Source organism: Weizmannia sp. CD-2023, from assembly GCF_036225245.1.
Taxonomy (GTDB): domain Bacteria; phylum Bacillota; class Bacilli; order Bacillales; family Bacillaceae_C; genus Weizmannia; species Weizmannia faecalis.
Genome location: NZ_JARTJQ010000065.1, coordinates 19102 through 33759 on the forward strand (window position 1 = coordinate 19102; position 14658 = coordinate 33759).

Here is a 14658-nt window from a genome sequence, read left to right on the forward strand (position 1 = left end):
CGATTTTTTAATCGTTTTCAGCAGTCCCTACTTCCATATTGCAATTTTTCCAGAAAACCGTGCGCCTTTGGCTTTTCCGTAGCCCAATTTTTTATGGCCGGGCCGATTGTTTTTGCAATTGTTCTTTTAAAGACCTGCGCAAAATTTTTCCGGTTGTGTTTTTCGGAAGCTCATCCAGAAATTCAATTTCTTTCGGGACTTTGTATTTGGCAAGCCGTTCTTTGCAATAATCGAGCAATGCCTGTTCCGTCAGATTTTTGTTTTTCGATACGACATATACTTTCACGACTTCCCCTTGATTGGGGTCAGGGATGCCCACTGCAGCTGCCTCCACGACATCCGGATGGTCGTAAAGCACTTCTTCTACTTCGCGCGGATACACATTAAAACCACCGACAATGACCATATCTTTCTTGCGGTCTACAATATAAAAGTAACCGTCTTCATCCATTCTCGCCATGTCCCCGGTATGCAGCCAGCCGTTCCGGATCGCAGCCGCCGTTTCTTCCGGCATTTTATAGTACCCTTTCATCACGTTCGGACCACGTACAACGAGTTCGCCCACTTCGCCGACAGGCACCTCATTTCCTAGCTCATCCACGACTTTATTTTCAACATGGACAATATTGGTGCCGATCGATCCCGGTTTGCGCGGGCGGTCAAGCGGATTGAAGCAGGTAACCGGGGAGGCTTCTGACAATCCGTATCCTTCCGAAATGAGCACATTGAATTTTTTTTCAAAGTTTTTCAGAAGCGCAACCGGCATCGAAGCGCCGCCGGATATGCACAGCCTGAGCGTGGCGAAGTCTTTCGGATCCCCGCCTTCATATTGGAACAAATAATTGTACATCGTCGGCACGCCGGCAAATATCGTTGCTTTGTAGCGGCTTGCCACCCGGAACACTTCTTTCGGGCTGAACTTCGGCAATATGAGCAGCGTTGCCCCGCTGATGAGCGGCGCATTCACAGCAACCGACAGGCAGAAAACGTGAAACATCGGCAAAGCCGTAATGACCCGGTCATCCGCGCTCATTTTCAAATAGGAGCCGATATCGCTCGCATTTGAATATAAATTTTTATGCGTAAGCATCGCCCCCTTTGGCTTTCCGGTCGTTCCGGACGTATACAAAATAACCGCCGTATCCCCTTCAGAAAGCGGCACTTCTTCGACGGACGGCGAACTTTCCGCCAGTATTTGTGAAAACGATTTCAATTTTGGGTGCGTATATTTTCCCGCTTTTGCCGGATCGGTTTCACAAATGATGTAATGCTCCACTTTCGGCAGCAGGGCATCGATCTTATCCACATATGGTACAAATAAATCAAGCGCCACGACTGCTTTCACATCGCCGTTATCCAATATGTAGCGAATTTCCTCCGGCGTGTAAATCGGGTTGACCGGTATCGTGGTCACGCCGGCCCGCATCGCCCCGTACAAGGCAATTATGAATTGCGGTGAATTGCCAAGCAGAAGGGCCATATGATCCCCTTTTTTGAGCCCGAGTTTTTTCAGCCCGTCCGCAAACTTTGAAACGGCCGTGTCAAGTTCCTTGTACGTAACAGGCTGATCCATAAAAATATAAGCTGTTTTGTCCGCGTTCATTTCCGCCGTCTTTTTTAAACTGGACGGTAAATTCAATTTCTCCCTCCCCTTTCTGAGTGAACAATCATTCATTCTACCCATTTATTATATAAAAACAATTAAAATATTTCAATACAAATTCCCGGATTGCCATTGGAACCCGGGAATTTGCGCGTTCTTAATAGATGAGGCTGATAAAATCTTCTTTCGTTATGTTGCCAAAATAATGCCGGATATCTATGCCTTCCAACGCTTTTTCAATACCGGCGCGCTCATAACGGCAGCCGGCCAGCTTTTCTTCTATATCCTTTACTTCCCCGATGCCGAAGAAATCGCCGTAAATTTTGCAGTTTTCGATGATCCCTTTGTTCACTTCAAGCCGTACATCGACCGTTCCCACCGGAAAACGCCGGGAATGCCGGAGATTGAATTTCGGCGATTTGCCATAGTTCCATTCCCATGTCTGGTACCGCTCTTTCGAAATTTGGCGGATTTTTTCCCAATCCTTTTCGGTCAGCTTATACTCCGGTATTTCCTTGCCACCGAAAATGCTTTCCAAAAGCAATTGCCTGAATGCCGACATGGAGATTGGATGGTCGAGAAATTCGGAGATGTTGGCGACGCGGCTCCTCACTGACTTGATCCCTTTTGATTCGATCTTTTCTTTTCTGACCTTTAAAGCCTGTGCAACTTTATCAAGTTCTGAATTGAGCATCAACGTGCCGTGGCTGAACATGCGCCCGTTTGTGGAAAACTGCGCGTTCCCCGAAATTTTCCGGTCGCCAACCTGAATGTCATTGCGCCCGCTCAATTCTGCGTTTACACCGAGTTTGCGCAATGCCTGCACAACCGGATCGGTAAATTTGCGGAAATTGCTGAAGGACTCGCCGTCATCTTTTGTGATGAAACTGAAATTGATGTTGCCGAGATCATGGTACACCGCGCCGCCGCCGGAGAGCCTGCGGACGACGATCACGCCGTTTTTATCCACGTAATCCGTATTGATTTCTTCGATTGTGTTTTGGTTGCGGCCGATAATAATCGACGGCTGGTTTATGTAAAAAAGTAAATAAGTTTCATTGATATCGAGATTTTTCAGGGCATACTCTTCGATGGCAAGGTTGATGCGCGGGTCGGTAATGCCCTGATTATCAATAAACAGCATAATGCCGCCTCCTTTATGCAAAATGTAAAGCAATCCCTTTCATTTTCATTATAGAACAAGGGATGCCCGTGGGCAATCTTTGATCTTTTCTCTATTTTCCTCAAAAATTCACCATTCTGCCATTGACATTCGAAAACTGTTATAATACAATTAAAAATACATTAAACAGTTATATAACAAGGAGTGGTGATGATGGTACAAAATATCTTGGATTTTTTCAAAAATCTGCCTGACAAATATTGCACAGAATGTGGCGAAAAAATCGATGAGCAGTCGGAATGCTACGGCAATACATGCCCGAACTGCCTGCACGTGAAAAGCCATGAATAGCAAAAAGGGCAGCGCAAGGCATGAAAAAACGCCTTCACGCTGCCCGGTTTTTTTAATTTACGGATAAATCGGTTTTAGGCATGACATGCATTTTCCGCGCTGTCACATGCACCTGGACCGTATATGTGCCGGGTTCTTTAATGACCGTTTTTGCGGTATAAATGCCGTGCTGGTCATGCTTCGCTTCCAGCATCGAGCTGTTTTTATCCGAATTTTCCTTCCAGATTTCAAACTTCACTTCGTCTGCATCGTCTACTTTTTCTTTCCCCTGTGTGACCACCGCCTTTAACGGGATGTTTGTGCCGGCGTCAGCCGTTTTGGGAACGATGAGCTGCACTTTTACCATTTTCGCCGGTTTTACAGCCGCCGTCTCTTGTTTTCCGCATCCGGCAAAGAGCGAGGCGGCCATCAGGAACAAGCCCGCCAGAATCCACTTTTTCACCACTTCACCCTCTTTTTTCTGTTTTTACCGTTTATACTGAAAATACATGTTATAATGATCATACAAAATAACGCTTACATCCGTAAAGGGGGGGCTGATTTGAAGAGAAAGATTGCACTTCTCGTGTTGTTCGTATTTTTGCTTCCGGCGCTTTCCTCCTGTGCGCCAAAGGGGGATCCGGTTGAACACTTTCAATTTACGGATCAGAACGGGAAATTTTTTAGCCTGAGCGATTTAAAGGGGAAAGTGTGGGTGGCCGACTTTATTTTTACGAGCTGTAAAACGGTGTGCCCCCCGATGACGATGCATATGAGCGAATTGCAGGAGAAAATCAAAAAAGCAGGTTACAAAGATGTGGAGCTTGTATCTTTCAGCATCGACCCCGAAGTGGATACGCCACAAAAGCTGAAACAATTTGCCAACCAATTTAACAGCGATTTTTCCATGTGGCATTTCCTTACCGGCTATTCGCAGAAAAAAATCGAAAAGTTTGCGATGAAAAATTTTAAAAACCCGGTCGCTAAATCGGACGGAAATGACCAGGTTGTGCACGGCACCAGTTTTTATGTCGTCAATAAAAACGGCGAGCTTATAAAAGACTTTGACGGGAGCGCGGACTTTGATGCTGACAAAATCATGAAAGAAATCGAAAGACTGCGATAATCAAAAACGCCGGCTGGTGGCCGGCGCTTTTGATTATTTATACTGTACATATACAACATGCGTTTGCAAGTATTCCTCAAGCCCGTGTTTGCCGTCTGCGCCGCCGACGCCCGATTTTCTCCACCCGGCGTGGAATCCCTGGATTGCTTCAAAGCTTTCGCGGTTTACATACGTTTCGCCAAATTTCAATTCATTGCTGGCGCGCATCATCGTATCCACATTGGAAGTGAAAATGGCGGAAGTCAGGCCGTATTGGCAGTCATTTGCCAGTTCAATCGCCTCATCAAGTGTTTTAAACGTCGCAATCGGGAGAACCGGCCCGAAAATTTCCTCGCGCATGATTTCCATTGTGTTATCGACATTGACAAGCACGGTCGGCTCATAATAGTAGCCTTTGTCCCTTTCGGCCGGTTTGCCGCCGGTTAATATTTTGGCGCCGCCTTCAACCGCCCTTTTCACCATCTGATCAACGCTTTCCAGTGCGCTTTTGCTGACAAGCGGACCCATATCCAGCCCTTCTTCGGCAAGCGGGTCACCGTATTTGACGGCCTGCATTGCTTTTACGATTTTCCCGATGAACTCGTCCGCCACGCGTTCATGCACATATACGCGTTCTGTGCAGTTGCAAACCTGCCCGGTATTGATCACACGCGATTCAACAACCGATTTGACGGCGAGATCGATATCGGCATCGTCCATCACAATCGTTGGGGCTTTCCCGCCTAATTCAAGCGAAACTTTTGTAATATTGTCCGCGGCTGCCCGCATCACGGCCGCTCCTGCACTGTAACTGCCGGTAAGGCTGACCATGCTGACTTTCGGGTTGCGGGCGCATGGGCTTTCTCGTTCCTCTGCAAAACAAATCCATCAGGAAACAAGCGAAAATCGAAGGAAAAATAAGATGAAAGGAGAAGGAAACGAATTCTTCAGGCGGCAGACACCAATTTGTTCTATTGTTCACATAGTTGTCCTTTTCCTTATGAACGGAAGAGCATTATAATAAGAGATTGAATAAAACTGGAATAGGGGAATTTGCGCTGCCGTTTTTTGTTGATCATCAGATGACCGGATAACCATTTAAACATTTTAATGAGATCGAGGTAATGAGCATGAAAAAAGGAATTTTGTACATTGTTTTGTCTGCTGTATTTTTCAGCACGATGGAAATTGCCATAAAAATGGTTGCCGGTACGTTTCATCCGATTCAATTAAACCTGCTTCGCTTTTTTATTGGCGCGGTTATTTTGTCGCCATTGGCGTTTCAGCATATGAAAAAATATCATTTTCACATGACAAAGGACCATTTTTTGTTTTTTGTTGTAACCGGCTTTTTATGTGTTGTGATCAGCATGACATTTTACCAATTGGCCATTGTTTATACGAAAGCTTCCACCGTTGCGATTTTGTTCAGTTGCAACCCGCTGTTTGTTATTCCGCTCGCCCATTTTCTTTTAAAAGAGCGTCTTTCGAAGCGGACGCTGGTTGCATTGGGCATCAGCTTGGTCGGCATTTTGTTTATCGTCAACCCGTTTGAAATCCAAAGTCCATTTGGCATCATTGTTGCGCTTCTTTCGGCGGTTACGTTTGCGCTTTACAGTGTTGTCGGCAGAAAAGGCAGCCAGCAGTTTAAATGTGATGGTGTCATTTTAACCTGTTTGAGCTTTTTTACCGGCAGCATTGAAATTCTTGCGCTTGTATTGATTTCGAAAATTGGATTTGTTGCGGGCTGGCTGCGTTCCATAGGCCTCAGCGTATTTGCAAATGTGCCCGTGTTCCGCGGAATTGCATGGCATACGCTGCCAAGCCTGATTTATATCGGCATTTTTGTCACCGGGCTCGGGTTTGCGTTTTACTTCCTTGCGATGGATGTAACGAGTGCATCAATGGCTTCGATGGTTTTCTTTATTAAGCCTGCACTGGCGCCGATTTTGGCGCTCATTTTTCTCAGAGAAGCGATTACGCCGGCTGTTACGGTCGGGATTATCCTGATCGTCGCAGGTTCGCTGATGACGTTGTTGCCGGCCGGAAGCAAACAGCCCGAACTCAGGGTCAGCCGGGCAAAAAACAGATAATCTTTTCATTAAAAAGGCACAAGTGTGATCCGCACTTGTGCCTTTTTTGTTTTACTGGTTCAGCTGTTCCGCCGGGGTTGCCGGTGAAACGGCTGGTTTTTCCCCGCCCCGGACGGTCCCGAACCGTTCTTTTTCAATTTCTTCCAGCGTTTTTCCTTGTGTAGACGGTGCGAGAGCGATTCCGATGATACAGTGGATGACAAGGAATACGATCATTACAATTCCCGCTACTTTAAAACTGAGCGTGTCCATAATGGTTGGAAGCAGAAAAGACCAGATGGCAATCCCGAACCGGACGAGAAAATAAATGAACCCTTGTGCGCCCGCGCGGTACCGGGTCGGAAACAGTTCGCTCGCCCACAAGCCGTAAAACGCCTGGGCACCAAATCCGGCAGCGCTTCCCCAGAGAATAACAAAGGCAAAAAGGGAGAACCAATTCATCCCTGTAAAAGTCAAAATAAGCCATGCGGCAATGCCCATCACCGCTCCTAAACCAAACAGGAAGCGCCGGCTGTAACGGTCACCCCGGTGATAACGGTGCCGATTAACAGCATCGGAAAGTTGACAGAAACCGCAATTAAAAACACACCAAGCATATACACCAACAAATCATACGTATAGATAAATTTTCTTCCGTACTTATCGGTCAAATACCCGCCGAACAGCGCCCCGATTGCCGCACCAAATGCGTTGGCGCTGAGGGCGCTTAACAATCCCACGGAAATGCTGTTTAAATGCAGATAAGCCTCCAGAGCGTCAAACTGCTGGCTGCAGCGATAATGGAACCCGCTTCAATGTAATTGGCCATGGCAACGGATATCGTCGCTTTCCAGCCGGTCGTGCTTTTGCTTCCTATTCTCGCCATTTCTTCTCCGCCTTTCTGTTATCAGTTTTATGAAGGATTTGATATCGTTTACAATATGAATTTCTGGTATTTAAAATTTTTTACAGCATGAAACGCGCCTGCAGCCTTGCGGACAAACAATCATAAGAAACTTGTATTGTTTTTTCCGCCTCCTCCCTTCCACACTTAAACATTTTATTTTTTAACCAGCTGGACAAAAAGGTCTTCTTGGTTGAACTTCAAATCCGGTTAGAAACCGCTTTCTTTTACTGGCGTGTGAAAAGCCTTCTTCACATTTCCTATACTAGCGAAGAAACATACATAAATCAACACAAAAAATTACTTTTTTATTTATTTTATTGTATTTTTGTTGGATTCTATTGTTTTCTTTTTTATATGGTCGGTTTTTGCTAAAATGGGCTTGTCAAAGAAATGGATACAGGACAGGAACGGGGTTAGGGACATGCTGGCTTTTGAACGGAGAGATAAAATTTTAAATACGCTGTACCGGGAGAAAAAAGTGTATGTTGCCAATTTGGCAAAGGAGTTTCAAGTAACGGAAGAAACGATCAGGCGGGATCTGGAGAAGCTTGAAAAAGAAGGGATTGTGACGCGGACATACGGGGGCGCTGTGCTCAATCTCCACACCAATGAAGATCTCCCCTACCAGACAAGATTCACCGTCAATATGGAAGCAAAGCAAAAGATTGCCGGCAAGCTGCAGCCGCTCATTTCAGATGGGAATACGGTTGTGGCAGATGCGAGCTCGACCGTATTGGAAGCGTTAAAAGAGCTGAACAGAACGAAAGAGGGTCTTGTCGTCTTAACCAATTCCGCCATCGCATTAAGCGAACTGGCCCAGTCAAACATCCGCCTCCTGTCAACAGGCGGGGTGCTGCGGAAACGTTCCAATTCACTGGTCGGTTCTGTTGCTGAGCATTCTGTGCGCCAATACAATGTCGATGTGGCGCTGTTCAGTTGCAAAGGCATTTCTATGGTGCGGGGGATCACCGACTCGAATGAAGCGGAAAGCCATATTAAAAAGGAAATGCTCAAACAGGCAAATAAAGCCATTCTGCTTGCTGATAAAAGTAAATTCGACAAAATTGCTTTTGTCCATTTTGCAGATTTTTCGGCTGTTGACTTTGTGGTCACAGATGAAAAACCGAGTGACGAATGGCTCCGTTTTTTCAAAGATCATCAGGTGGATATCGTTTACTGACAAACAGGGCGCCGCATGCGGCGCCCTGTTTGTGTTTTAACCGACAATTGTCATCAGCTGGTCACTGGCATCGACTTTTTTCCGGTCGGTTTCCAGCACCTCAAAATAATTATCCGAGTTCGTGATCACAACCGGAGAAGTTAAATCGTATCCGGCTGCTTCAATTTCAGGGATATCAAATTCGATTAACACTTCGCCTTTTTCAACCGGCTGGCCTTTTTTCACATGGACATGATAATATTTTCCTTCGAGCCGGACCGTATCAATGCCGATATGAATCAAAATTTGAATGCCGGTTGTGGACGTGATGCCGATCGCATGCCCGCTTGGGAACACCGCCGTTACCGTCCCGCTGACCGGCGCAAAAAGCTTGCCGACAGAAGGCTTAATGCCGACCCCTTTGCCGAGCATGCCGGAAGAAAATGCAGGATCATTGACTTGTTCAAGCGGAATCGTCTCCCCTGTAAACGGGCTGGCGATCATTTCCCTTTTCTGATACCGCACCGGTTCTTCCGTTGTCTTATGCGGGATGCCCCCGGCAATGGCCGGTTCTTTGTTTTTGTACCCGAATAAAACAACCATAACCGGCTCGCCGCCGCCCCGGGCATTAAAAATGGATGCCGCCGTGTCCATCATCTGATGAAACAATTGATCCTCAAGGCCGGATGTTTCGGCCGCATCCAGGCGTCTGGTTGATCTGCCCGGCTGCATGGCCGGGTTTTCAAAGCCGGATGTTTCTTCCCGATCCCCGCTTTCCATCCGGCCAATACGCATATATTTTAACATGTCATTGTGCACTTCCCCGGCATTTATCCCTGTCACAATATGAAAATACCCGCCGGAAACAGCGGCTGAGACCACCCCGTCAAGCTCCTCTGCCGCCGCTTTTTTTACCTGCCCGGGGTCTTTTAATTTAAAGTGAAGCCTTGTTGAACAGTGGAAAACCGCTTGAATATTTTCCTCGCCTCCCGAAAGCTGCACCAGTTTCCTGGCCAATCGTTCGTAGCCCACCTCTCTCACCCTTTCCTTTACACCATCCTTAATCTTATTATAAGCCCCTGCAGAAAGCGCTTTTATATCCGTTCATGACAAGTTTGTGAAAGTTTTATCATTGTTTTAGGAAAAAGGTTTGCCTTTGTGATCGCTTCACATGGAAAAACGGTGGAAACCTGCCTTTTACAGCAATTTCCGGCAAGCCGCTTGAGATGCAAAGACCGGCATGCAGCTCTGTTTACAAATACAGCCATAAAAAAAACAGCAGGACCGGCCAAAATGGCTTCGTCCTGCCGCTTTCACAGCAAATCTCTTATGCTTCCATCGGAGAGGCTGCCCCCTCCTTTTCTACCATCTTATGAAGGCGTCTAAATTTCACAACAAAGTAGAGAAGGGAAAGAAAGATAAACGCCGCAAAAAAGGCCGAAAGCTTATCGGCATTTTGCCACATGAAACTGAAATCACCGCTTGAAATCACCGCTTTAAACATTTGCAGCGAATATGTCATCGGCATCAGGTCATGGACAGCCTGAAGCGGCTTTGGAATCAATTCGAGCGGGAAGGTGCCTGCGCTTGTCGTCAGTTGCAAAATCAAAATGATGACCGCAATGTACCTGCCCGGGTTCGCGAATGCCGCAACCAAAAATTGGATGATCGCCATATAAGTCAGGCTCGTCACAATGGTTGCAATGATAAACAGCGGCACACTTTGCACATGCAATTTCAGCAGATCAAGCAGAATGAAATCTGCCAAAAGCGATTGTAAGATGCCGATCAGTGCCATGACGCCGAATTTTCCAAGAAACCAGGTTACCCCGTTTTTCGGCATGATTGCCGGGTCTTTTACATTGTAGATAATTGTCAGCAATAATCCGCCGACAAAAAGCCCGAGCGATAAGAAATACGGAGCAAGTCCGGTACCATAGTTCGGCACTTTTGTCACAGCATCATGGTTCAGCCGGACCGGGCTGCTCATCATATTATAAGTGGCGTCGGTCGGATTGATGGCCCCGGCCTGGTCAGCCGCTTTGCCAAGTTTATTGCTCAGTTTATCTGCGCCGGCATTTAATTGGCCCGTGCCGGAAACAAGGCTGCCCGCACCGTTGTTCAACTGCTTGCTTCCGCTTTGCAACTGGCCTGCGCCATTTAATAATTGGGACGTGCCTTTTACGAGCACGCTTGAGCCGTTCGCAAGTGATTGTGTACCGTTCGTCAATTCATTTGAACCTTCTGCCAGTTTTCCGGTCCCTTCTGCAAGCGCGCTTGAACCTTCTGCCAGTTGTTTCGTTCCGTTTACGAGCTGGCCTGAACCGCCGGAAAGCTGCCCGAGCCCGGATGCAACCGCCGTTGCCCCGGATTCGAGGCTGTTTGCGCCGGATGCAGCTTGTTGCAGTTTATCATTAAAAATGGTTGCATTTTTGACGAATGCATTTTGGCCGCTTGCAAGTTGCTGTGCGCCTTCATTCAAACTATTGGCGCCTTTGGCGAGTTCGCCAATCCCGCTGCCTACTTTTCCAAGCCCTTTGTTCAGATCAGAAAAGTATGGAGCAATCGCCTGTTGAATCTGGCTTTGCAAAGCGGCTTGCGAAGATGCAGACCCGCTGGTTAACGAGGCCGAAAGCTGCTTTTTGACCTCGTCTTGGAATGCTTTTTGGAATTCCTGTTTCTTTTCATTTGTATAATTACTCAAGACTTTGTCGGAAACCGTCTGATACGTTTTAGCTGGCAGCACTTGTTCTAACTGGCTGAGCAGGTGTTCTGCCTGGTCCTTTTGCTGTTTAAACATGCTACCGCTCATCGCATCGATTTGCGGCTGAAGGCTGGTAAGCCTGGTCTCCATGTTTTCCTTCATGTTTTTCTCCATCTGGGTTGCAATGCCCGCTGCAAGCTTTTCAGGCAGCTGTTGTTGCAGCTCTTTCACGCCGCTCGTTAACGCCGGAAGCTGGCTGTTTACCCCATTTAAGCCGTTACTTAATTTGGCGCTCCCGTCTGCCACCTTGCCGGCTCCCGTTTGAAGCTGTTTCGACGCATCAAGCAACTGGCCGCTTGCCGAGGCAAGCTGGTTCATACCCGAGGCCAGCGTTTTTGAACCGTTTGCTACCTTATCCGCACCCGATTTTGCCTCCGACAGCCCGTTTGAAAAAGTAACCGAGCTTGCCGCCAATTGGGCCAAATGGTTTTTCAAGGAAACGGCGCCGCTGTCAGCCTGGGCGATCCCTTCGCCGAGCGTGCGTGAACCGTTATACAGTTTCAAAGCGCCCTTGTTTAAATCAGCCGCCCCGTTATGGACCCGGCCGATGCCGTCGTTCAGGGCGGTAGCGCCGGTCAACAAATTTTCCGTTCCTTTTCTTAAGACAACAGCGCCGTCTTTTAGTTTGCCGCTTCCTTTGGCAAGGCTTTTTGCCCCGTTTCCGGCAGACCGGTAGCCGTTTGCCATTTCTTTCACTTTGCCGAATACTTCTTCCGCATACGTTTTTGTCACCTGTTCCGCAACGCTCGATTTTATTTTTGTCATTGCAGATTCTTCAATTTTGGAAGAAGTATAGTTCATTGCCTGGTTTTGAATATAGTTCAGCTGCAATTTTTGTGGGTTTTTATCCAGTAAAGTGGTTGCGTTTTTAGAGAAATCTTCAGGGATCTCTATAATCATATAATATTGGTTATCTTTCAGTTTTTTCTCCGCCGTTTGCTGATCGACAAAGTGAAAATCAAAGCTGTCCTTTTCTTTTAAATTTTTGACGAGCTTATCCCCGAGGGCGAGATGTTCCCCCTCCATTTGTGCCCCTTTGTCTTCATTTACAACGGCAACCGGCAATTTTTCGAGATGCCCGTACGGATCCCAAAAAGACCAGATAAACATGCCGGCATATAAAATTGGCACAAGAATAATGGCTGCCGTTTCAATCAGCTTTTTCGGCGAACGTAAAATACTCCGTATTTCCGCGAACCATAAATTGTCCATCTAAAATACCTCCTTTTCCAGCCGAAAAATCAGTTCTGCAGCCCTTTTAACAAATACAGTTCAAACGCCTCCGCAATTTCTTCCTTTGACAGAGAATCATGGTGTTTTTCCCAGTCAAAAATAATGGCGGCATACAGTTTAAACATGATAAAAGCGGTCAACTCCGGATTGCACGGTTTGATTTTCCCCGCCTGTATCGCCCGTTCCAGCATTCCTTTCAGGTAGTCAATGATCTTCTCTTCAATTTTCTCGACCATGTCATTGACGGCCGGCGTTCCCATTTCTTTCTGCTCTTCGAATAATTTAAGCGTCAGCTGATGGGTTTTGCGGAATTCAAGAATGCTGAACAGGGCGGAATGCAGATTGGCATAAAAAGAAGCTTCCGGATCCATTGACGCTTCCGCCACCTGCTCCATTTCATCAATCAGGCGGGCAATGATTTCATGGAATAATTCTTCTTTATTGCGAAAAAAATTGTAAATGGTCCCCTTTCCGACGTTGACCATTTTGGCGATCAAATCCATTGTTGTCGCTTTATAACCATACTGGGCAAAAGATTTTGTAGCAGCGTTTAATATTTGCAGCCTGCGGTCCGTTTCCAAGCTTTCCACCTCCCGTTAGAACGAGTGACTGATTTGGTTTTTTGGTCATTTTCGTACAAAAAGTAATATACCACGTTTCCTCCTGAACATCAAGTATTTGTTATCCGGGAACCATGATGCTTCCGGCCAAGTCTCTGCAGTGCTTTTCATTGGCGCATTTTTCATTCGTTTCTTCAAGTAAAAGCATTCCTTCGTTGGGAATGATCTCCCGCCGCTGCGCCATACTTGCATGGCAACGCGCCGGAAAAGATTTTACACATCCCTCATTTCCGTTTCCGTGACAATAAAAACGGCAGGTGCCAGCCGAATGCACCATGCCGCTTTCTTCATCACCTATTAAAATTCAGCCCGAAGCCGGAAGTACCGGAGCATCTCGCCAACCGCCGCCCTTCCCTGGGAGATGCAGTCCGGCACGCCGACCCCGTTAAACGAGCTGCCGGCAAAAGAAATGCCCGGCAATTCATGTTTGGCTGCCGCTAAAATCTTATCCATTCTTTCTTTATGGCCTACCGTATATTGCGGCATTGCATATTTCCAGCGGGAAACAACCGTAAACTCCGGTTCTGCTGTAATTTCCATGATTTTATTCAAATCTTCCAGCACGATTTTCTGGATCCTGTCATCTGCGAGATCGACGACCGCGGCTTCCGCCGACCGGCCGATATAACAACGCAGCAACGCTTTTCCTTCCGGTGCGGTGTGCGGCCATTTTTTATGCGTCCACGTGCAGGCTGTAATTGTATAATCACTGTTTCTCGTCACCACAAAGCCTGTCCCGTCAATGTCTTTTTTTACCGCGCTCTCCGGAAACGCCATCGATACGGTTGCGACGGACGTGGATGGCACCTTTTCGAGCGGCGCAAAAAAAGCATACTTTGAAAAAATATGGGGGAGCGAAAAATGGGGGAGGGCTGAAATAATATAATCCGCTTTCATGTGGGTTCCATTTGTCAATGTGATCCTGTAATCCCCGCCGCCCGCGCTTTTTTCAATCGCGTCCACCGTCACACCCTTCATGACTGCCTCAGCGCCGATTTTTTCCTCAAGTGCTTCAACGAGCGTTTCAAGGCCGTTTTGAAAGGTTAAAAAAGCCCCCTTTTTCCGGGTAGGCCTGGAGTCTTGCGCAAATTCCGCTGCTACTTTTTTCATGCCGAGGATCAGGCTGCGGTGCTTTTGGACAGCCTCGAAAAATTGAGGCTGCGTTGCCAGCACGCTCAGCTCGTCGACATCCCCGGCATATACCCCGAACAATAATGGTTCAACAAGGTTTTCCAGCACTTCTTCACCGAGCCGGTAGCGGACAAAATCCCCGACTGACTGGTCTTCACCGGTATTTTTCCGGGGCAGGATCAAATCGCAGAGCGCCCGGATTTTGCCGGTAACGGAAAACAAAGGAGAAGCAAAAAAAGGCGCTAATCTTGTCGGAATGCCCATCACAGACCCTCTTGGCACCGGATAGAGCTGTTGGTTTAATAAAATATAAGATTTGCCTGTCGCATTGGATACGAGGGAAGGCGAAAGCCCGAGATCTTCTGCCAGATGCAAAGCGCTTTGCTTTCTTGCCAGAAAAGAATCCGGCCCGCGTTCAATGACAAATCCGGCACGCCTGACCGTCTGGATTTTGCCGCCAAGCCGGCGCCCTTTTTCCAACAATATCACATCAAGCGGCAGCTGTTGGTCCTCAACAAGGCGCCGCAAATAATAAGCAGCTGTCAAGCCGGTGATTCCGCCGCCAAGTACAGCTACTTTTTTTCTGTTTCCGGCCATGGTCAGCACCTTCT

The 14658-nt window shown here is 47.2% G+C and carries 11 protein-coding genes and 2 pseudogenes; 4 read left to right on the forward strand and 9 right to left on the reverse strand.

Annotated features, from left to right (window positions below):
• Positions 1-91: 91 nt before the first annotated feature.
• Together P9687_RS09190 and P9687_RS09195 are read right to left on the reverse strand one after the other, a co-directional pair.
• Positions 92-1639 (reverse strand): fatty acid--CoA ligase family protein, encoded by a 1548-nt coding sequence (locus tag P9687_RS09190; RefSeq protein WP_014095770.1) that lies wholly within the window; start codon positions 1637-1639, stop codon positions 92-94.
• 121 nt (positions 1640-1760) lie between these two features.
• Positions 1761-2747: a lipoate--protein ligase gene (locus P9687_RS09195; RefSeq protein ID WP_017550211.1), complete on the reverse strand. Its 987-nt coding sequence runs from the start codon at positions 2745-2747 to the stop codon at positions 1761-1763.
• 192 nt (positions 2748-2939) lie between these two features.
• Between P9687_RS09195 and yhfH the strand changes: the two genes are divergently transcribed.
• Complete coding sequence (yhfH, locus tag P9687_RS09200; RefSeq protein ID WP_014095772.1) at positions 2940-3077, forward strand: protein YhfH; 138 nt, start codon at positions 2940-2942, stop codon at positions 3075-3077.
• Positions 3078-3129: 52 nt separating this feature from the next.
• On the opposite strand, the gene P9687_RS09205 is transcribed toward yhfH, so the two are convergent.
• Positions 3130-3519, reverse strand: coding sequence for a FixH family protein (locus P9687_RS09205; protein WP_061565400.1), 390 nt, complete (start codon positions 3517-3519; stop codon positions 3130-3132).
• A 99-nt stretch (positions 3520-3618) separates the two neighbouring features.
• Between P9687_RS09205 and P9687_RS09210 the strand changes: the two genes are divergently transcribed.
• Positions 3619-4182: an SCO family protein gene (locus P9687_RS09210; protein WP_013858742.1), complete on the forward strand. Its 564-nt coding sequence runs from the start codon at positions 3619-3621 to the stop codon at positions 4180-4182.
• Between the two features lie 33 nt (positions 4183-4215).
• Here P9687_RS09210 and P9687_RS09215 read toward each other — a convergent pair.
• Positions 4216-5013 (reverse strand): annotated as a pseudogene (locus tag P9687_RS09215) (aldehyde dehydrogenase family protein); the annotation flags it as partial.
• A gap of 272 nt (positions 5014-5285) precedes the next feature.
• Between P9687_RS09215 and P9687_RS09220 the strand changes: the two are divergent.
• Positions 5286-6254, forward strand: a complete 969-nt coding sequence (locus tag P9687_RS09220; protein ID WP_081111660.1) for a DMT family transporter — start codon at positions 5286-5288, stop codon at positions 6252-6254.
• 51 nt (positions 6255-6305) lie between these two features.
• Here the strand turns inward: P9687_RS09220 and P9687_RS09225 are convergent.
• Positions 6306-7119 (reverse strand): annotated as a pseudogene (locus P9687_RS09225) (MFS transporter).
• Positions 7120-7561: 442 nt separating this feature from the next.
• On the opposite strand from P9687_RS09225, the gene P9687_RS09230 reads away from it, so the two are divergent.
• Positions 7562-8320, forward strand: a complete 759-nt coding sequence (locus tag P9687_RS09230; protein WP_168985942.1) for a DeoR/GlpR family DNA-binding transcription regulator — start codon at positions 7562-7564, stop codon at positions 8318-8320.
• 36 nt (positions 8321-8356) lie between these two features.
• On the opposite strand, the gene P9687_RS09235 is transcribed toward P9687_RS09230, so the two are convergent.
• From P9687_RS09235 to hemY, 4 genes are all read right to left on the reverse strand, one after another.
• On the reverse strand, positions 8357-9331 hold the full coding sequence (locus P9687_RS09235) for a glucose PTS transporter subunit IIA (RefSeq protein WP_328228550.1): 975 nt from the start codon (positions 9329-9331) through the stop codon (positions 8357-8359).
• 295 nt (positions 9332-9626) lie between these two features.
• A complete protein-coding gene (locus tag P9687_RS09240; RefSeq protein ID WP_168985940.1) occupies positions 9627-12275 on the reverse strand; it encodes a YhgE/Pip domain-containing protein in 2649 nt (882 codons plus the stop codon).
• Between the two features lie 29 nt (positions 12276-12304).
• Entirely contained in the window at positions 12305-12877 is a 573-nt protein-coding gene (locus tag P9687_RS09245) for a TetR/AcrR family transcriptional regulator (protein WP_168985939.1), read from the reverse strand.
• 336 nt (positions 12878-13213) lie between these two features.
• Positions 13214-14644, reverse strand: a complete 1431-nt coding sequence (gene hemY / locus P9687_RS09250) for a protoporphyrinogen oxidase (protein ID WP_168985938.1) — start codon at positions 14642-14644, stop codon at positions 13214-13216.
• Positions 14645-14658: the final 14 nt, after the last annotated feature.

Bases quoted from the DNA above. Each gene is read 5' to 3' on its own strand.
- P9687_RS09195 (WP_017550211.1), bottom strand. From the start codon at position 2,747: ATGCTGTTTATTGATAATCAGGGCATTACCGACCCGCGCATCAACCTT.
- yhfH (WP_014095772.1), top strand. From the start codon at position 2,940: ATGGTACAAAATATCTTGGATTTTTTCAAAAATCTGCCTGACAAATAT.
- P9687_RS09220 (WP_081111660.1), top strand. From the start codon at position 5,286: ATGAGCATGAAAAAAGGAATTTTGTACATTGTTTTGTCTGCTGTATTT.
- P9687_RS09230 (WP_168985942.1), top strand. From the start codon at position 7,562: ATGCTGGCTTTTGAACGGAGAGATAAAATTTTAAATACGCTGTACCGG.
- P9687_RS09240 (WP_168985940.1), bottom strand. From the start codon at position 12,275: ATGGACAATTTATGGTTCGCGGAAATACGGAGTATTTTACGTTCGCCG.
- hemY (WP_168985938.1), bottom strand. From the start codon at position 14,644: ATGGCCGGAAACAGAAAAAAAGTAGCTGTACTTGGCGGCGGAATCACC.